Consider the following 20,293-nt stretch of genomic DNA (forward strand, 5'->3'; position numbering starts at 1 on the left):
CAAACCTTGGTCACTACCTCACCGCGGCGGGAAACTACTTTGACTTTCTCACCGTCCTGGATTCCCAAACGCTCGGCATCCTTGGGATTAAGCTCTGCCAATTCCTCAGGCGCATGTTCCTCAAGAGCTGCGGAGAAGCGAGTGGAAATATTATAATGTTGTAGCTTGCGGCCCGTGGTCAGCAGGAATGGATACTCTTCATCAGGCAACTCATCCGGCAGCTGATGATCAATCGCCACGAACATGCCTTTGCCGCGGGTAAATTGCCCTTCGTGCAAGAACTTCGTTCCCGGATGCTCGGCATGGGGAACCGGCCATTGCAGACCCTTCTTGCCGAGGCGTTCATAAGTGATTCCGGCAAATTGCGGTGTCAGTGCGGCAATTTCCTGCATAATCTCCGCGGGCGATTGGTAAGCCATCGGATAGCCCATCCGGATGGCAAGCTCGCAAATGATTTCCCAATCAGCCTTCGCAGAGGCTATAGGCTTAATTGCCCGGTTAACCCTTTGCACCCGGCGCTCGGTATTCGTGAAGGTACCGTCCTTTTCCGCAAAGCTGGCGCCCGGCAAAATGACATCGGCCAGTTCGGCGGTCTCAGACATAAAGATGTTCTGAACAACCAAGAAATCTAAGGACTCTAGGCCTTTACGCACGTGATTGGCGTCTGCATCGGTTAACAAAGGATCTTCGCCCATGATATACATAGCCCGCAATTCCTTCTTGACCGCTGAATCAAACATATCCGGAATCATGAAGCCTGTCTTAGGATTAAGGGATACTCCCCAGGCCTCTTCAAATTTAGCCTGCACTGTTGGGTTAGTAACACTCTGATAACCGGTGTAAACATTAGGCAGAGCCCCCATGTCGCAGGCCCCCTGCACATTGTTTTGACCCCGCAGCGGGTTGACCCCGGAGCTTTCTTTCCCAATATTTCCGGTCAGCATTGCCAGATTGGCCAGGGACATAACATTATCCGTGCCGCAGACATGCTCCGTGATTCCCAAGGTATAGAAAATCTGAGCACGGTCTACACTGGTGTAGAGCCGGGCAGCTTCCACCATCTGCTCCACTGGAACTCCGGTGATTTTGCTGACTTCCTCCGGCGGGAATTTCTTGAGATTTTCCCGGAGTTGTTCATAGCCTTCGGTCCGTTCCTCAATAAAGGCACGGTCCTCCCAGCCGTTCTCCAGAATAATATTCATAATCCCGTTGATCAGGGCAATATCGGTGCCCGGCTTCAATCTCATCCAGATATGGGCATCTCCGGCCAGCTCGATCTCCCGTGGATCGGCTACGATAAGCTTGGCTCCCCGAGCCAGGGCTTGCTTCATCTTGGTACCGATAATCGGATGAGCTTCCGTAGTATTGGAACCAATTACAAACATTACTTGTGAATTGGGGATTTCATTGATGGAATTAGTCATTGCTCCTGAGCCAAATGAAGTGGCAAGACCTGCCACAGTAGGAGCGTGTCAGGTACGGGCGCAGTGATCAACATTATTGGTTCCGATCACCGCGCGCATAAATTTTTGCATTAGATAATTTTCTTCATTGGTACAACGAGCCGAGCTAAGAGCTGCAAAAGAATCCGCTCCATATTGTTCTTTGATTTCAGTGAACTTCGAAGCAATCAATTCAAGAGCTTCATCCCAACTTGCCGGGACGAATTCTCCATCCTTCTTGATCAGGGGAGTCGTCAGACGCTGAGGGCTGTGGATCAAGTCCATACCGAAACGACCCTTGACGCAGAGAGCTTTGCCATTTACCGGTGCCCCGGGATTGGAGGTTACCCCAATTACCTTGCCATTGCTGACATTCAAATCAAAGTTGCAACCTGTACCGCAGAAAGGACAAGTGGTCTGTACTTTTTCGATGTTCCAGGGTCGTGCCTGGCCAACCATCTTTTTCTCTACCAAGGCTCCCACCGGGCAAACCGAAACACAGGAGCCGCAGAAAACACATTCCGACTCGCTATAAGGAACATCAAAGGCAGGTCCCACCTGGGTGTCAAAGCCCCGCTTAAAGAAATCCAATACACTACGGCCCTGAATCTCTTCACAGGCCCGCACGCATTTCCCGCAGAGGATACATTTATTCGGATCTCTGAGAATAAATGGGTTGCTGTCATCAAGGGGAAGTTCACGCCGTGCCCCTTGGTAATCCTTACCGGATACACCGTATTCATAGGCATACTCAGCCAGCGAGCAATCCCCCATCTTCTGACAGGTCATGCAATCCAACGGATGGTTCGCCACTAAGAGCTCAAGAATCACCTTGCGTGACTTCCGGACCTTTGGGGTTTGGGTTTTTACCACCATGCCCTGGGTCACCTGGGTAACACAGGAAGGCGGCAGATTCCGTATTCCTTCGATCTCAACTATACAAAGACGACATGCCCCGGCATTGGTCAGTTCCGGGTCCTGACAAAGGGTTGGAATCGGAATATCATGCATCCGGCATGCTTCTAGAACCGTGCTTCCTTTGGGCACTATAACTTCTTTTCCATCGATGGTTAAATTAAGCCATTCCACATAATCCACTCCTCTTCTAGGCCCGGATAACCGCGCCAAATTTACAGGAATCCATACAGCTTCCACAGCGGATACATTTTTCCTCATCTATAACATAGGGGGTATTCTTATTCCCACTGATACAGTTAGTCGGACAATTCTTAGAACATAACCCACATTTTTTACACTTTTCCGCATCAATTCTGTAGGTCAGCAGTTCACTACAAACACCGGCCCGACATTTTTTGGCATAGATATGCTCCTCGAATTCTTCCCTGAAATACTTTAAGGTAGCCAGGATAGGGTTGGGTGCATTTTGACCTAAACCGCACAGTGAAGTTTCCTTAACTGTATAAGCCAGAGTTTCGAGTTTTTCTATATCTTCTTCCTTGCCCTCACCTCGGGTGATACGGTCAAGAATCTCCCACATCCGCTTATTCCCTTCACGACAGGGGGTACATTTTCCACAGGATTCACTCTGAGAAAAGTTTAGGAAAAAGCGGGCAATATCAACCATACAGGTAGTTTCATCCATAATAACCAGACCGCCGGATCCTACCATGGCACCGGCTTTGGTTAGGGTATCATAATCCACAGGCAGGTCTAACATAGCTTCCGGTAAACATCCACCTGAAGGGCCGCCGATTTGAACGGCTTTAAACTTCTTGCCGTCTTTAATACCGCCGCCAATATCGAAAATAATCTCTCGAAGAGGCATGCCCATAGGAACTTCAACAAGACCAGTATTGTTCACTTTACCTGTCAAAGCAAAAATTTTTGTTCCTTTGCTCTTTTCGGTCCCGTATTGAGCATACCAGGCAGCACCGTTTCTCAAGATATGAGGAACATTGGACCAGGTTTCAACGTTATTGATATTCGTGGGTTTACCCCATAAGCCACTTTGAGCAGGGAACGGCGGACGAACACGAGGCATACCCCGTTTTCCCTCAATGGATGCCATTAAGGCTGTTTCCTCACCACATACAAAGGCTCCAGCACCGGCTTTAATCTTTATGTGAAAATTAAAACCTGAACCTAAAATATTATCTCCAAGGTAGCCAGCTTCTTGAGCCTGTTTAATGGCAATCTGCAGATTCTTGATCGCCAAGGGGTACTCGGCACGACAATACACATAGCCTTCATCGGCTCCGATGGCATAAGCTCCGATAAGCATTCCTTCAAAGATAGAATGGGGGTCTCCCTCGAGAAGACCGCGATCCATAAAGGCTCCCGGGTCTCCTTCATCGGCATTACAGATCACATACTTTTTGTCCGAAGGAGTAGCTCTGCAAAAGCTCCATTTCAAACCTGTGGGGAAACCTGCCCCTCCGCGACCACGAAGACCAGCGCTTTTAACTTCTTCAATAACTTCTTCAGGGGTCATCCCTAGAGCACGCTTTAATCCTTGATATCCTTCATTGGCTAGATAATCTTCAATACGTGTCGGATCAATAAATCCGCAGTTTTTCAAGACAATTCGACTCTGCTTAGCTACAAAATTAATAGACTCGAAGCTCGCAGCTTGTTTTCCCGTTAAGGGATCAACATAGAAGAGTCGTTCTACTTTCTCTCCTTTTCCCAACTCTTTCTCGACAATTTCCGAAACATCTTCAGGGTTTACCCTTCTATAAAACTTACTTTCTGGTTCAATGATGATGGTTGGTCCTTGCTCGCAAAATCCGTGACATCCAGTTGGGATCACCTCTACCATCTCAGTAAGCCCTTGGTTTTTAATCTCTTTATTAAGTAAATCGAAGATCTCATCTGCTCCGGAGGAAACACACCCTGTTCCCGAACAAACATAGACCTGCTTTTTCACTTCACACTTCATCCCTATCCCCCCCTATTCGTATTTAGCCAGAATTCCAGGGATTTGATCTGCACTTAACCGTCCATGGACTTTACCATTAATAGACATGACAGGGGCTAACCCGCAGGCACCGATGCAATTAACAATCTCTAATGTATATCGGCCATCCCCTGAAGTCTGTCCATCCTTAATTTTGGCCTCTTTCTCAAGGGCTTCGAGGACTTTAGCGCCTCCACGAACATGGCAGGCAGTACCCAGGCAGACACTGATCACATTACGTCCCATAGGGGTAAGCCGAAATTGAGCATAAAAAGTAACCACACCGTAAACTCTGGCTGTGGGTATACGCAATACCCCGCTGATGTGCTTTATCACATGTTCCGGCAAATACCCATAGATCTCTTGAGCCTCTTGCAAGACTGGGATGAGTGCTCCTTTCTGATGTTTATGGCGGGCTAAAATTTGGTCAAGCTCTTTTTCTTTAGGGTCAATAAGTTCCCTACACTCCTCGCACAAAACCGATCTCCTCCCTATACCTCTAAAATTCTAAGCGTTTGTAAAACGCATGATACCTTGTTCAGTGACCAACATAGTTACTTTTTTATCGTATATATCTACCGGAACCCTGTCAACAAGCTGACAATGGAATGCAAGAGCTATCCTCGGAGTATCCGCCTTCACCCGCTCAAAAAAACGATCATAAAATCCGCCTCCATAGCCAAGACGATTGCCCATCTTGTCAAAGGCCGCCCCAGGAACGAAGATACAATCGATCTCAGTGGGATCAACCTCAATTAGCCCCTCTCTTTTGGGCTCACGGATACCCCACATTCCCGGTTCGATATCCCTCTCCAGCTTCTCGATCAATGCCGGAATAAGTACTCTTTTGGGGGCACACCGTGGCAAAATCAATCGCTTCCCCAAATCGAGAACTTGCTGAGCCAGATCTGTAGTCTCCACCTCATCGCGGAAATTCAGAAAAAGCATGATACATTGCGCTGCCTGAAACTCACGGGTTTGGGTCACGATACCGCTTATCATTTGGCTTTTAAGTCTACGTTCCTCCTCCGTTAAGTCTCCGCGCAAGGATAATACTTTCTCCCGCAGTATTCGTTTCTCCTCCGACACTTCATATCCTCCCTGCCAGTCCTCTTTAGTTGAGAAAATTCAGTCAATCATTTAATAATTCGGCAACTTTTATAATATTCCTTCTATTTTTTATAGTAAAATCTCCATTTCTTAAGAGAGCTTCGATGCATTACCCCAAAACCAGAGGAACCAGAATAGGAACAAGGAGGGATAAAGAGAACCCGCTGATAATTCCGATGATACCTATTCCTCTGGGACCTACCGCTACCAAAAGGGGTAGGGTCGAGTCCATAGCCGTAGCCCCACTGGGAGCAACTAAAGCTAAAGGTCCGACTTTCTTCGCTAAAAATGGCGCAAAGACAATGGCTAATACCTCCCGGAAGATATTACTTAAAAAAGCGATTGTTCCCAAGGAGACTGAATGAAGGTCGGTGATTAAGACACCGGATAAGCTATACCAACCAAAACCTGCCCCTACTGCTCCGCCTTCCCGTAGATTCCAGCCTAAGCATAAGCCAACCAACATGGCCGCAAGGATGCTTCCCACCACAACGCCAAGCGGAGCCAAAAATACCTGCCAGCCCACATTAACCATATGTCGCCAAATCTCACGATTTACCCCCAGGTCAACACCTACCATAGCTAAAGTAAAATCGAGAGCCAGCTCAGTGACAATCGGCAAATACTCGTACCAAGACTCAGGGAACAACCCAATCCCCCAAACTATCCCTAATACAAATGCCCCGATAATTGCCCCGGTCATGCGATAAGGATGAGCATTGTCACAAGCCGCTCCTTCTATGACACCCTGTTCGGTAAGTAATCTATCCTTCTTAACAAAAAGTTTTTCAAAAAGCAAGACTGTCCCTACACTGCCAAAGATTGCGGCTAAAGCAAAAATTAAGGCCTGCAAGCCGAAGTTTCCTAGTTGGGAAAGGGTGTCTTTATCAATGCCAATCCGTAACCCCATGGTCAATAACAGGACTAAAACCCCGATCATCATCCCTCTTCCTGCTTGATCAAGAATGAATTTCGGCAAAAGTCTAAACCATCCCACCAAAGCACCGAATAAAAGGCACGCAAATAGTATCCACATGTTCGTTCTCCGTTCTCGTAAATTTATTTCATCGAACTGTCCAATCTTAGCTTGTTTTTTCTATATAATATTGAAATCCCCGACACATGTTTCTATTTTATCGCGAACAGAGTAGAAAAGAAAAGGCCTTTCTTCCTAAATTACATCCCTTTAAGTTATCCCCATCTCCATCTCCCAAAAATACCCCTTGTCCAAGACTTATCCACATTATCCACAGCACCTGTGGGTAACTTTAGGCATATTAACCGCAAAAACAAGATATCCCTCATTCCGCTGATATCAGTTACTCACAAAGTTATCCACATTATCCACAAAACTGAATATCCACAGAACATATTATCCCTACTAAGAAGGGCCTGCCCGAAGGTCCTACTTACTGATATACCGACTGTCCTAAAATCACTAGTTCTGTTAGTATAAGATTTAAACAAAAAAACCTTAAGATCTTTGAATAGATTCTTAAGGCAAATACTTAAACAAGATTCAACCCGGGTACAGCATTCAAATTCCACGGTGCAAAATCCTTAGCTAAGTAGCGATAATACCCTGCCGTGGCAATCATGGCCCCGTTATCTGTGCAAAGAATCGGTGGCGGATAACTAAAGACAATACCACGTTTCTGAGTTTCCGCTGTTAATCGTTCCCTTAATAAGGCATTAGCAGCCACCCCCCCGGCAAGAACCAGGGTAGGGGCTTTTGTTTTCTCCAGGGCCAAACGGGTTTTGCGCACCAGCACATCAACGATAGCCTCTTGGAAAGAGGCTGCCACATCCTCGACCTTTAAGGTCTCTCCCTTCATCCGAGCAGAATTCAAAGTATTAAGGACAGCAGACTTAACCCCACTAAAGCTAAAGTCTAAGCTGCCCGGTTCCAGCATGGCCCGAGGGAATTCAAAAGCATGAGGGTCCCCTGCCAATGCGGCTTTTTGAATATAAGGCCCCCCCGGATAACCTAGTCCTAAGGTTCGGGCTACCTTATCTAAGGCTTCCCCGGCAGCATCATCCCTGGTGTGCCCAAGTACCTGATATTGCCCATGTCCCTCAAAGTAAACCAGATGAGAATGCCCCCCCGAGACAAGAAGTGCCAACAGAGGAAACTTTAACTCCGGGTTATGAAGGAAGTTGGCATAGATATGTCCCTCTAAATGATTGATCCCCAATAAGGGGATTCCTGCTGCATAGGCCATGGCCTTCGCACCAGCCACTCCTACTAACAGGGAACCCACTAAGCCGGGACCGTAGGTAACGGCAATTCCCGACAGATCTGCAAAATCAACCTTGGCTTCCGTCAAAGCCTGTTCTACTACACCTTGCAGATGGAGGATATGCTCCCGGGAGGCCACTTCCGGTACGACTCCCCCGTACTTTTGATGGGTTTTTACCTGAGAGGAGATGACATGGCTAAGCAAATCGCGGCCATTGCGAAGCACCGCGGCAGAGGTTTCGTCACAGCTTGTCTCAATCCCTAGTATATTTATTTCCATATGCAACTCTCACGACCTTATAATCTCTTTCGATATCTAACCACATGATCAGGGCATCTTCCCGATTATCCGAATAATAACCTTTGCGCACCCCCGCTGTGACAAAGCCTAAACGTTCGTAGAGTCTTTGGGCAATTGCATTAGTAGCGCGAACTTCCAGGGTCATGCGTTCCATACCTTCTTTAGCCATCAATTCGATCACCGAGCGCATCAGAGATTCTCCTCTTTTTTGACCCTGGTATTCAGGAACAATAGCTACATTGGTAATATGTCCCTCTTCCAGAATAAACCAAAGACCCATATAACCGATAACCTTGCCTTCTTCTTCCAAGCAAAAGTAGCGGGCATATTCGTTATCTCTCAGTTCACTGACGAAGGATTGGGAAGCCCAAGGGGCTGGGAAGCAAGCATGCTCAATTTCCATGATCCTCGGCAAATCCTTTTCTTGCATGGGGCGAATGTTCATATCCCCTGACCTGCCTCCTCTTTCTTAGCCCAATTGACCTCCGCCTCGGATAAGCGAATATAATAAGGTTCCACTTGCCCACCCTGCAGGTTTTTCTCCCATTCGTTCCATACACTGCGAGCAGTATAGGCACCACGGGGAAGGGCTAAATAGTCGGGGAAAAGCACCGCTCTCTCTCCCAAGTAGGCCTTAATCAGCTCCTTATACCTGGGAATAGCATCGCCGACAAAGAGGATGGCACGGTCCTGGGCCGCCAACTCTTTAAGCCAGAGTTCCGGCTCGACAGCGAAGGGATCTCTAATACGTACAGGCCTCTCTTCAGCCTCAGACCAAAGATATTGAGCTGTGTACCATTCATTTTTACGTGCATCTAAAATTGGTACGATAGTTTCACTGCGATTATATCCGGCCCAAGCTAATGTATCTAAAGAAAGTACCCCCACCAAAGGAAGCTTAAGAACTTGAGCCAACCCCTGGGCGGTGGCAATCCCGATCCGGATTCCAGTGAAAGAACCAGGGCCACGTACTACACCGATAAAGTCCAAATCCTGCATTTTCCAAGCACTTGCCTCTAAAACTTGGTCTAATACAGGAATAAGTCGCTCGGAGTGAGTCTTTGTTGTATGCAAAAATCCTTCTGCTACAAGCTGGCCCCGATCGGCTAAAGCTAAAGCAGTGACCTTTGTGGTGGTATCAATAGTCAGGTATTTCATTAGTACTCCTCGAATCCATTCATTAAATAAAGAAGAAATTACTTTCCCCGCACTATGTTAGTTCTTGAAGGCGTTCCCCCCAAGTGCCGGAATCCCAGCGAAAACTAATCTTTCTAGGTTCTTCTCCCGAACCCTCAATCCGAATCTCCAAACAATCTGCGGGCAGAATCTCCGCGGCAATCTCCGGCCATTCGATTAAGCAAATGGTATCCTCTTGGAAGGCATCCTCGACCCCGATGATTTCTACTTCTTCCGGGTAACGCAGCCGGTATAAATCCATATGGATAAGGCGAACCGGGCCATTATGAGCAATTCCGGAGTATTCTATTTGAAAAGTAAAGGTTGGACTGGTCATGGGTTCTTTGATCGCCAAAGCCGCCCCGATCCCTTTGGCCATAGCAGTTTTTCCTGCCCCCAAATTGCCAATGAGACAAACCACATCCCCACCTTGGAGAACTTTACCTAGTTTTTGCCCTAAGACATGGGTGCTCTCCGCACTTAAGCTATGAACCTCAAGGTTCATCATGACCCTCCTTCCCTTTAAAAAACACTGGGCAAACACAATAATTAAGACCCTTCTAAAGTCTTGCCTTTTAGCTTAAACTTTAAAATAAGGGTTTGAAAATTAAAATAATATTTAACTAGCTTTATACCAAGTAAGCCGCCAAAATCTAAAAATAAAAATTTTACAAAATATTATTTTTCGCAAATCTTACCATTAATAATAACTGTTTCCGGACGTCCTTTTAGATCAAACGGATGGTCACTCCAGATAACGATATCGGCGTCTTTTCCTACCTCTAAGGAACCTACCCGATCATCCACACCCAAGATTTCGGCCGGATTGATAGTAATAGCCTTTAAGGCTTCCTCTTCATCCATACCGGCCCGAGCTACCAGAGCGGCGCACAGGGGCAACTGTTCAATGGGAGTAACAGAGTGGTCGGTCATAATCGCTACCTTCACCCCGGCACGGGCTAAGACTCCCGGAGTCTCAAAGGACTTATCCTTTAATTCTACCTTGGCACGATTAACCAAGGCCGGACCTATCACAGCCGGATAACCACATTCTGCGATCTCCTCGGCTATCTTATGGCCTTCAGTACAATGCTCGAGAACTAGATCCACTTTAAACTCCCGTGCGATACGAATAGCTGTCATAATATCATCAGCACGGTGAGCATGTGCCCGTAGAGGAATTTCCCTTTTTATAACTCGAATTAGGCTCTCCATGCCGAGATCACGTTCCGGAACCTTCTCCGGGTCTTCGATCCCTTGCTCCAATTTTTCCAGATAAGTTTCCGCATCCACAAGTGCTTGACGTAAAAGAGCTGCCGTAGCCATCCTGGTCATGGGCATTTTCTTTTGCTCTCCCCCGTAGACAGCCTTCGGGTTTTCGCCAAAGGCAACTTTCAAGCCTGCCGGCTCTCGGATAATCATCTTATCCACTACTTTACCGGCTGTTTTCAGTACAACACCCGTTCCCCCGATAACGTTACCACTGCCCGGTGTAGAAAATATCGTGGTCACGCCACCTAAGCGAGCATCACGAAACCCTTCATCCTCGGGATTAATGCCATCGATAGCTCTGAGCTCAGGAGTAATGGGGTCCGTCATCTCGTTGAGATCATCCCCTTCATGTTGATAGATCTCTTCCCCAAGCCCTACATGGCAGTGAGCATCAATAAAGCCGGGCAAAACCAGTTTTCCTTCCGCCTCAATAATCTCCACCCCAGCCGGAGCTTCCAGATTCTCACCGATAGCTGCAATCTGTGTACCTTCAATTAAGATGCTTCCAGAAAATTCTTGGCCTTTCATGGTCTTAATCCGACCGTTACGGATAAAAAGGCTCTTATGCGCGTTCATGTTTACCTCCAAAAAGTTTTTATTTACCTTATATTTTCCAAATTATATTGCCACTATAGCATCGGCGGGAATATCCCTCATGGAAAGGCTTACCCTTTCCCGAGCGGTATCGATCCCCAGTACCCGCACCTTAACAATGTCTCCAACCGAGAGAACTTCCATAGGATGCTTGATAAATTTTTCGCTGATTTGTGATATATGAACTAAACCATCATGTTTAACCCCGATATCGATGAAGGCACCAAAGTCAACAATATTTCTTACAGTTCCTTCGAGAATCATCCCGGTCTGTAAATCTTCAAGGTGAGTTACATCCTGACGTAATTTTGGCCGCGGCAAATCCTCCCGGGGGTCTCGACCTGGTCGTTGGAGTGCTGCCAGGATATCTTTAACTGTAGGAAGTCCGGCTCCAAATTCCCTGGCACATTCTTCCGGGTCCAGCTGAGCGATTCCCCGGCGCACTTCATCGGATCGTTCCCTAAGATCTGCTAGGGTAAAGCCAAGTTTTTTCAAGATATTTTGGGCAAGTTCATAGGATTCAGGATGAACCGGTGTGTTTTCCAAGGGATTCTCCCCTTGGGGCAAACGAATGAACCCTGCACATTGGACAAAGGTTTGTTCACCTAAGCGAGGTACTTTTTTAAGCTCAGCCCGCTTTTGGAATTTCCCATTGGCTTCCCGATAGGCCACTATATTTTTAGCGATGGTTGGCTTAAGTCCGGCCACATATTGCAGAAGGGAAGGCGAAGCCGTGTTCAGGTCCACTCCCACCGCATTTACCGCTGATTCAACTACCCCATTCAAAGACTCTTCTAAGCGTTTTGGTTGGACATCATGCTGATATTGCCCTACACCAACAGCCTTGGGCTCAATCTTAACCAGCTCGGCTAAGGGGTCCTGTAACCGGCGGGCAATAGAGACGGCACTGCGCAAAGAGAGATCAAAGTCGGGAAATTCTTCTCCCGCCAGCTTAGAAGCGGAATACACTGAAGCACCGGCTTCACTGACGATAATATATTCTGAAGCTAAGCCACTTTCCCGTATTAACTCGGCTGTGACTTCTTCCGTTTCCCGAGAGGCGGTGCCATTGCCGATAGCAATTACATCAACCTGATACTTCCCGATTGTCTCCCGGAGAATCCTTTTCGCTTCTTCCCGCTTGTTCTGTGGTGGATGTGGATATATTACCCCCACGTGAAACAACTTGCCGGTATCATCAACAACAGCGAACTTGCACCCGGTTCGAAAACCGGGGTCTAAACCCAATACTACTTTTCCCCTCACCGGAGGTTGCAGCAAGAGCTGACGAAGATTTTCGGCGAAAACTTTGATAGCTTGTTCTTCAGCCTTTTCCGTCAATGCCCCACGGATTTCCCTTTCAATAGAGGGAGCGATTAGACGTTTATAGGAGTCTTCGGCCGCACTACGCACGATTTCCGCCCCGGGCCCTTGTTTTACATAAGCTTGCTCGATTAGAGCAGAGATACGATCTGTAGGAACTTCCACTTTAACACTTAGAAACTCCTCTTTCTCTCCTCGGTTTAAGGCCAGGATGCGATGGGGAGGAATTTTCTTTACCGGTTCCCGGTAATCATAATACATCTCATAAGGTGAACGTTCCTCGGCTTTTTTGCCGGACGCTACCACATCCCCTAAGCGAAAGGTAGCTTCCCTGATCCTTTTACGCATATTGGCATCATCAGAGATCAACTCGGCAATAATATCCGCAGCCCCCTGAATTGCCTCTTCAACGGTTGCTACCCCCAGTTCCGGGTTGAGGTGCTTTTGTGCTTCTTCCAAAGGCTGAGCCTTTGGATATTGCTCCAAGATCCAAAGGGCAAAAGGTTCTAACCCCTTTTCCTTGGCCACGGTAGCCCTGGTTCGCCTTTTCTGCTTGTAGGGACGATAGAGATCTTCTACTTCTTGCAGAATCTTGGCTTTTTCAATCTGAGCCGACAATTCTTCGGTTAGCTTTCCTTGTTCTTCAATTATACGCAAGACTTCCTTTTTGCGTTGCTCAAGATTCCGTAAATATTCCAGGCGTTCCATAATGCTGCGCAAAGCATTCTCATCCAGTTCACCTGTTGCCTCTTTACGATAACGGGCGATAAAAGGAATAGTGTTGCCTGCATCTATTAAAATAATTGCTTCTCTAACTTGATGGGTACGCAAGCTAAGTTCTTGGGCAATGGCTTCTGAATAATCCAAAAAGTAATCCCTCCCAATAGTTCTCAATTTTTTATTATATCACCATTTCCTAAAAAGCTAAATAAAGATGATGACTACCCGGTTTAAAAATACATTGTAGCTCTTATATAGCATAGAAAGCAAGCCCATCTAGGCCTGCTTTGCACTTGACCATCCATTTTTAATAAGTGAACTTTAAATCCTTAAGGGGTGCACGTGCTTCGCCCTTTTCCAAGCAGAGCCCGTTTGCATCCATAACATTAATTTTCAGCACAAGTTCTTCTCCTACCTGCTCAAAATCCACAACCTCTTGGTTGAGCTTTTGGTAGGCCGGATAGAGAATTTCTCCTTCGCCGGTGACTCGATTTACCTTAACCGGCTCCCCGCCCTTAGAAACCGTTCCATAAGCAAAGCCGATAATTGTTATGAACTCCTCATCATTGAGCCAAAATATTTTTTTCTTTGGCGTATATTTTCCATCGGGAGTATAAGAATCCCACAGCTTGACCAGATACTCTTGATTCAACTGCAGCTTCGTCCAGGAATTCTCTTTGGCATCCTTAATGTAAATATCCCCTATGGTTTCCCATTCATCCGGATAGAGATAGGCAGTGTATTGATTGTTTGGTGAACTGCCGTTGATCACATAATTTCCTTGTAGAATAAATTTAGGAATATCAGGATTTGTTGTTACTTGAAATAAGGATTCACTAAATACCGGCTTATAAGTGGGTTCTTCCGCGCCTGCTCCCATTTTAATCTTGAAAGGAAAGAGATCAATATTCAAGAATAGAGTGCAAAATATGACCCCTAAGAAAAAAAGGCTGCCACGCGTTAACCATGATTTCTTAATAACGCTCCCTCCTAACTAAAGGATATATAAGTATAAAGCTCTCTATCCACTATTTACCATGGGGATATTTCTTCATCCAACTCTTCAATCCTTCCTACCCACGGAGATAAGTCAAACCTTCCTATGATTCGATTGGATTAAAGAAAAAACTCCTTCATCCATTGCTAACTTCCACTAAGACTGCTGTTCTTTATTGCATTACTATCCAGTACGAATCCCAAAGAGCAATTATAATCGGCCCTCATAAAATTAAAAAAGGCGAACCGGCTTAATACCAATTCGCTAATACTTTTTCTTTTTTATCAAATTGAAATGGCTTGATTTAAGCTGCCACTGCGAAAACCTTCCAAATCGAGTGTTACATAAGTGAACCCTAATTCTTTCAAATGCTGGGCAATAACATCAAGATTCTGCCCAAAAAGCTTCGGAAAATCCTCTTTGGGTATTTCCAGACGGGCCATATCTTGATGATGCCGAACTCTTAAATTCTTAAAACCTAGATCTTTAAGCAGAGTTTCTGCTTTTTCCACCCGCAGCAGTTTTTCAATAGTAATCTCCTCGCCATAGGGAAAACGCGAAGACAAACATGGGCTAGAGGGTTTATCCCAAGTAGAAAGCCCCATTTCTTTGGAAAGCAGACGAATTTCCGCTTTTGTTAAACCCGCTTCCTGCAGAGGACTCCTTACCCCTAAGGCCCTAGCCGCTTGCATGCCGGGCCGATAATCCTTTAGGTCATCAGCATTACTCCCATCGAGAACCCAGTTGATTTTCTTTTCTTGAGCAATACTTATGAGCTTAGAAAAAAGTTCATTTTTGCAGTAAAAACAACGATTCTGGGGGTTGGTGACGAATTCCTCTTTGGTCATCTCCTCAGTCCTGATTACTAAATAATTAGTCCCAAATTCTTCGACCTGCTGCAAGGCGTTATTATAATCGGCGGCGGGCATGGTTTCTGAGGAACCGATTACTGCCAGACAACTATTCCCTAAAACCTCATGAACCACTTTTAAAAGGAAGGTGCTATCCACCCCGCCTGAAAAAGCAACTATTGCCGACTCCATTTCTTTAATTATTTCCCTTAAATGATTAAGCTTTTCTTGCATGAATAAACCTCCATATTTAATTCATTAATACGCACCATCTGGGTCAAGCATTAGATATCTTCACTGACACTTTTCTTAAAAGCACCCCTTAGGCTTCTGAAGGTTACATCCATAGTCTCATGTTTTACCGCCGTGGCATCAAACCTCACTAAGGAGAAGACAAGCTGGACGCAGACACCCATTCCCAAAGCGGAGACCACCGTTCCCAGACCCACTGGTCCACCTAAAAACCATCCGACCAGGCATACCGCTACCTCAATAATACCCCGACAAACCCCAACGGGTAATTTAGTGATTCGCTCACAGGCCACCATTAGACCATCCCGGGGACCGGTCCCAAAGCCCGAAGCAATATATAAGTAAGAACCAAAGGCGAGAACAAAAAGCCCCACGATCAGCATTATGAGACCCGGTAAAAAATCCCGCATTTCCGGGATTATCTTCATGGGCATTAGTAAATCGATATAGATACCAATAGTCACTAGATTAACAATTGTGCCGATACCCAGCTTCTCGCCCAAGAGCATAACCACAATACAGATTACAAGGCTCGTTACAATAGAGACATTACCGATCGTAAGGCCAATAGTATCACTAATACCCCGATGGAATACATCCCAAGGAGCATACCCGACATTGGCCTTCATAGTCAGAACTATACCTAGAGCACATATAAAAGTGCCAATCAATAAGTAAAGAAATCTTTTGATAAGTCTCATGTCAATCTTTCTCCCCTGACTCTGCCTTCAGCTTTTATTTTTTCTATCCAGCTCCCAATGTTGCACCTGATATTAAAGTCTTTCTTAATTATATAGACTTTTAGACGGCCAACTGTTTTCTTTCATTGAAGAATCCCTTATAGGATAGATAACAGGCCAAAAAAGAAGAAATAGACGTTGTGGAAAGCATCATAAAAGTAACCATAATCTGATATTTAATCGCTTCCATAGGCGGAGTCCCCGCTAGGATTAGCCCCGTCATCATCCCCGGCAAGGCTACTATCCCCAAGGTTTTGGCCGAGTCAATAGTCGGCTGCATCCCCGTCTTAATGGAGTCACGAATAATCTCTATAGAAGAAGGTAGAATATCTGCTCCCAAGGCGAGTTTGGTTTCCACTTCTTCCCTCTTATTCTTAAAGTTGGTCACCAACTGCTTATAACACAATCCTAAAGCAATCATCGAATTGCTGATAATCATACCACCAACGGGGATCATTTGGTATGGCTCATATTTAAGAGTTCCGGATAATATGAGGATGGACAGGGTCACAATTGTCCCGGTACCGATAGATATGAACGATATTAAGAGACCATTCTTGATCACCTTACCCCTTTTTGCTGCATTATATGCCGCATTGAAAGTCATAAAAAGCAATAAAAGGGTGGTAAAGGCAGGGTTATGCTGCCCGAAGATATATTCCAAAATAAAGCCAACGGCTATCAGCTGAATAACTGCGCGGATGACACTGATTAATGTTTCTTTCTCTAGTTTGAGCTTCTGCCAGTATGAGAAAAAAAGGGATATTAGGACTAGAGAAGATGCCAGCAGTAAAGAGGACAATGTGATTGAGTTGGAACCGCTCATGCTATTACCTCCAATCCTTTACTTTCACCGGCCTCAATCCGCAACAATTTATTAGCATATTTGCGGCTTTGCTGTGGGTTGTGGGTAATCCATAAAACGGTTACCCCTTCCTGATGGTATTTGGAAATTACACTTTCCACGATTTTCGTATTATTCTCATCCAGTGCCGAAGTTACTTCATCTAAAAGCAAAATCTCCGGGGTGAAAATCAAGCTTCTTATAAGAGCAATTCTTTGTCTCTCTCCCCCGGAAAGATTTTTTACTTCTTTGGTTAAATACTCAGTTGACATCTTAAACAAAGAAAACAAGACATTTACCCTATTGGGGAGAAATTTTTCGTTTCTGATTGCAAAAGGAAACACTAGATTGTCCATTACCGTATCCCCAAAAAGATAAGGGGTCTGAAAACAATAAGCAATACTTTTCCTTAAGTCTGTCGGGTTATAGGTAAAAAGACTCTGGTTTTTATATACAATATCCCCCTCAGTAGGGCTAATTAAATGGCTGCATAGTTTAAGGAATGTGCTCTTCCCGCTTCCCGAGGGCCCAACTATGGAAATAAAATCCCCTGTTTCAATCTTTAGAGATAGATTCTTTAAAATCCTTTCGCCATCATTGACGAAAGATACACCTTGGAATTCCAGCAACGACAAGCCCTTCACCCCCTATTCTATTAGTGTATCATTTCTAAACTAGAATTAAAATATTTTGTCCAGTACCTATGCCGTATTTCATCATAAAACTTTCACTATTTATAATAGTCAATATAATTTATAGCGAATAATCGGCATAATGCAGGTAAAATAAAATAGGTAGAGAAATAGAATATAAACTAAATTTGCGTATTTTTCCACAATGTTAGAGGGGGGAAGATTTATGACAAAAAATGTTATAGGCAGATCCCTAAAAGTCCTTGTGTACACATTTACGCAATTATTATTTTTTTCTATCTTATTCCTTATGAAAGAATATAACTATAACCTATTTCATGCCTTCGTAGAGTGCTACGGCATCGCGGTTTCCTTAGGTGTTTGTTTTATAGTATTTAATTCGAATCAATATATAGATAATAATTTTATCAAAGTACTTAGCATCGGCTTTCTTTACCTAATCTTCATAGATTTTTTGCATATGCTAGCTTTTAAAGGTATGAACATCATCATCGGTTATGATGCAAACTTGCCTACCCAACTTTGGATATTTTCCAGGTATTTTGAAGCTTTAACCTTATTGCTGGCAGCAGTTTTAATAAGTAAGAAGATTAAAGTAAAGGCACTGTATATTATCTACTTCTGTATTACAGCCGGTGGTCTTATCTCAATTTTCGCCAGATTTTTCCCGGATGCCTTCATCGAAGGGCGGGGACTTACGCCTTTTAAAATTATAAGTGAATATGTGATTATTGGTATAATCATTATTGCCTTCCTTCTGCTATTTTCAAAAAGAGATAATTTTGACAAGAATGTCCTTCGCTATTTCTATCTCAGTTTTAGCTTCTCGATTCTTACCGACCTTTTATTTACATTTTATGCGGACCCTTTCGATGTCTTCAATCTTTTGGGACATTACTTTAAAATCCTCTCAGTCTATTTTATTTACAAAGCGGTAATCCAAGTTGCTATAAAAAGTCCTCAAGATATTATTTTCCGTGAAATAGAATCAAGAAAAAATGAGCTCGAAAAAGAAGTAAGCAACAATATCCTTCAGTTGGAAGCCTTAAATCGCAGCCAGGCTGCCTTGATTAATAGCCTGCAAGAGCTGGTTTTTGTCCTAGATGATCAACTAATCCTCAGGGAATGCCATTACCCTGAATCCGATATCTTATACGTAGCGCCGGAAAACAAGCTTAACAAGCACATTGATCAGATTGGTTTCCCTGAACCGGCCAAAAGCATAATAAAAGAAGCACTCGAAGAAACCCTGCAACATGGCAAACCGAGCCGTGCCGAATATTATCTTGACTTACCCCGTGGACGGAGTTGGTTTGATATTCAAGTCAGCATTATTCCTGGCAATGGAATAATCAAGGAGAAACTCCTCTGTACCGTCCGTGACATATCCGAACGCAAACAAATGGAAGAAGTTATCTTCAATGAAAAGGAACAGTTTAAAACCACCCTATTTTCCATTGGCGATGGGGTAATTTCTACCGATGTCCTTGGTCGTATACTAGTCGTGAATAACGTAGCGGAAAATCTAACCGGTTGGTGCAGCGAAGAGGCCTTAGGAAAACCTTTAGCAGAAGTATTCCATGCCATTCATGAAATCACCCGGGAAAAATGTACTAATCCTGTACGTAAGGTTCTGGAAACAGCCGACATAATTAAGCTGGGAGGTTATACTCTGCTTTTATCTAAAACCGACAAGGAAATTCCCATTGAAGTAAGTGCCGCCCCGATTAAGAGCAGTACGGGAGAAGCTACGGGAATCGTAATTGTTTTCCGAGATATTACGGAGAAAAGAGAAAAGCAAAGGCAAATCGAATATTTAAGTTTTCACGATTCACTAACCGGCCTGTATAACCGAAGATATATGACGGAAATACTCAAAAAGCTGGATACTGAAGCGAACCTGCCCCTGGCGATTATGGTATTGGATGTAAATGGATTAAAGCTTACTAATGACGCTTTTGGTCACCAAACGGGGGATCAATTACTTAAGATTGTGGCAAAAGTCATGAAGGAAGCTTGCCGGGCCGGTGATATTATCGGTAGATATGGGGGCGATGAATTTGTCATTGTCCTTCCCAATACGAACGAGGCCAAAGTAAAGGAAATTCAGGAGAAGATCGTTTCTACTGCTTCCCAAGTAACTTTGGACTCTGTAATTGTCTCTCTGGCCGCAGGTTATGCGGTTAAAACCAGGGTTGATCAGGATATTGAGATAATTATTACCAATGCCGACAATAATATGTACAAAAACAAACGCAAGTACGGCAAAGTCATGCATAGTCAAACTATCGAAACCGTACTTAGGAATATTAACCAAAAGTACGCCTCGGAACAGATTCATACGGAAAGGGTTTCCGAATACTGCGAAGCTATTGCCAAAGCCATGCGGCTACGGGAAAAAGAGATTAGAGATATTAAAACAGCCGGGTCTTTACATGATCTTGGCAAAATAACTCTGCCTGCCGAACTTTTAAATAAGCCCGACAGACTCACTGAGGAAGAATATGAGGCCATCAAAAAACATCCGGAAACCGGCTACCAAATGCTTAGGTCAGTAGACGAATATGTACCCTTAGCCGACTTTGTCCTTCATCATCATGAACGTTGGGATGGTAGAGGATATCCCAGTGGCCTAGCGGGTGAAGACATCCCCCTTGAATCCCGAATCATATCTGTGGCTGATGTTTATGAAGCGATGACCGCCAAAAGACCTTACCAAAAAACAAAGACTAAGGAAGAAGCCATTACCGAACTTAAACGCTGCGCAGGAACCCAGTTTGATCCGGAAATAGTTAATGTGTTTGTGGAAAAGGTACTGTGATTTTGGATTTCGTCAATACAATTCCCTGTGGTATACTGTTA

17 protein-coding genes are annotated in these 20,293 nt (G+C 44.7%); 1 reads left to right on the forward strand and 16 read right to left on the reverse strand.

Translation table 11 applies throughout. The features are described from left to right. The 16 genes from fdhF to AC1U9U_RS06935 all read right to left on the reverse strand — a co-directional run. Nucleotides 1-2,531 (reverse strand): formate dehydrogenase subunit alpha (gene fdhF, locus AC1U9U_RS06860; RefSeq protein WP_479959811.1); only part of this gene is annotated, 2,531 nt, incomplete at its 3' end. Nucleotides 2,532-2,547: 16 nt separating this feature from the next. Continuing rightward, entirely contained in the window at nt 2,548-4,341 is a 1,794-nt protein-coding gene (gene nuoF / locus AC1U9U_RS06865; protein ID WP_479959812.1) for an NADH-quinone oxidoreductase subunit NuoF, read from the reverse strand. A gap of 12 nt (nt 4,342-4,353) precedes the next feature. Beyond that, complete coding sequence (gene nuoE / locus AC1U9U_RS06870) at nt 4,354-4,836, reverse strand: NADH-quinone oxidoreductase subunit NuoE (RefSeq protein WP_479959813.1); 483 nt, start codon at nt 4,834-4,836, stop codon at nt 4,354-4,356. 30 nt (nt 4,837-4,866) lie between these two features. Continuing rightward, the gene (locus AC1U9U_RS06875; protein ID WP_479959814.1) at nt 4,867-5,448 is read right to left on the reverse strand and encodes a 5-formyltetrahydrofolate cyclo-ligase; all 582 of its coding nucleotides are present in this window, start codon (nt 5,446-5,448) and stop codon (nt 4,867-4,869) included. A 130-nt stretch (nt 5,449-5,578) separates the two neighbouring features. Continuing rightward, the gene (locus tag AC1U9U_RS06880) at nt 5,579-6,505 is read right to left on the reverse strand and encodes a LysO family transporter (RefSeq protein ID WP_479959815.1); all 927 of its coding nucleotides are present in this window, start codon (nt 6,503-6,505) and stop codon (nt 5,579-5,581) included. Between the two features lie 472 nt (nt 6,506-6,977). Further along, nucleotides 6,978-7,988 (reverse strand): tRNA (adenosine(37)-N6)-threonylcarbamoyltransferase complex transferase subunit TsaD, encoded by a 1,011-nt coding sequence (tsaD, locus tag AC1U9U_RS06885; RefSeq protein ID WP_479959816.1) that lies wholly within the window; start codon nt 7,986-7,988, stop codon nt 6,978-6,980. Then, entirely contained in the window at nt 7,963-8,454 is a 492-nt protein-coding gene (rimI, locus tag AC1U9U_RS06890) for a ribosomal protein S18-alanine N-acetyltransferase (RefSeq protein WP_479959817.1), read from the reverse strand. The genes tsaD and rimI overlap by 26 nt, the downstream gene beginning before the upstream one ends. Continuing rightward, nucleotides 8,451-9,167 (reverse strand): tRNA (adenosine(37)-N6)-threonylcarbamoyltransferase complex dimerization subunit type 1 TsaB, encoded by a 717-nt coding sequence (gene tsaB / locus AC1U9U_RS06895; RefSeq protein ID WP_479959818.1) that lies wholly within the window; start codon nt 9,165-9,167, stop codon nt 8,451-8,453. Before tsaB ends, rimI begins: the two co-directional genes overlap by 4 nt. Nucleotides 9,168-9,219: 52 nt before the next feature. After that, nucleotides 9,220-9,690 carry a tRNA (adenosine(37)-N6)-threonylcarbamoyltransferase complex ATPase subunit type 1 TsaE gene (tsaE, locus tag AC1U9U_RS06900; protein WP_479959819.1) on the reverse strand — a complete coding sequence of 157 codons (471 nt, stop codon included), beginning with the start codon at nt 9,688-9,690 and terminating at the stop codon, nt 9,220-9,222. A gap of 173 nt (nt 9,691-9,863) precedes the next feature. Next, the gene (locus AC1U9U_RS06905) at nt 9,864-11,033 is read right to left on the reverse strand and encodes an amidohydrolase (protein ID WP_479959820.1); all 1,170 of its coding nucleotides are present in this window, start codon (nt 11,031-11,033) and stop codon (nt 9,864-9,866) included. Nucleotides 11,034-11,075: 42 nt separating this feature from the next. Continuing rightward, nucleotides 11,076-13,241, reverse strand: a complete 2,166-nt coding sequence (locus AC1U9U_RS06910) for a Tex family protein (RefSeq protein ID WP_479959821.1) — start codon at nt 13,239-13,241, stop codon at nt 11,076-11,078. A gap of 160 nt (nt 13,242-13,401) precedes the next feature. Further along, entirely contained in the window at nt 13,402-14,007 is a 606-nt protein-coding gene (locus tag AC1U9U_RS06915) for a DUF4652 domain-containing protein (RefSeq protein WP_479959822.1), read from the reverse strand. A 368-nt stretch (nt 14,008-14,375) separates the two neighbouring features. Then, complete coding sequence (gene larE, locus AC1U9U_RS06920) at nt 14,376-15,176, reverse strand: ATP-dependent sacrificial sulfur transferase LarE (RefSeq protein WP_479959823.1); 801 nt, start codon at nt 15,174-15,176, stop codon at nt 14,376-14,378. A gap of 50 nt (nt 15,177-15,226) precedes the next feature. Further along, complete coding sequence (locus tag AC1U9U_RS06925) at nt 15,227-15,895, reverse strand: YczE/YyaS/YitT family protein (protein ID WP_479959824.1); 669 nt, start codon at nt 15,893-15,895, stop codon at nt 15,227-15,229. A gap of 100 nt (nt 15,896-15,995) precedes the next feature. Continuing rightward, entirely contained in the window at nt 15,996-16,760 is a 765-nt protein-coding gene (locus AC1U9U_RS06930) for an ABC transporter permease (RefSeq protein ID WP_479959825.1), read from the reverse strand. Continuing rightward, nucleotides 16,757-17,413 (reverse strand): ABC transporter ATP-binding protein, encoded by a 657-nt coding sequence (locus AC1U9U_RS06935; protein ID WP_479959826.1) that lies wholly within the window; start codon nt 17,411-17,413, stop codon nt 16,757-16,759. The genes AC1U9U_RS06930 and AC1U9U_RS06935 overlap by 4 nt, the downstream gene beginning before the upstream one ends. A gap of 307 nt (nt 17,414-17,720) precedes the next feature. On the opposite strand from AC1U9U_RS06935, the gene AC1U9U_RS06940 reads away from it, so the two are divergent. Beyond that, complete coding sequence (locus AC1U9U_RS06940; protein WP_479959836.1) at nt 17,721-20,252, forward strand: MASE3 domain-containing protein; 2,532 nt, start codon at nt 17,721-17,723, stop codon at nt 20,250-20,252. The last annotated feature ends 41 nt before the right edge of the window (nt 20,253-20,293 follow it).

This window comes from Desulfitobacterium sp. (genome assembly GCF_982384815.1).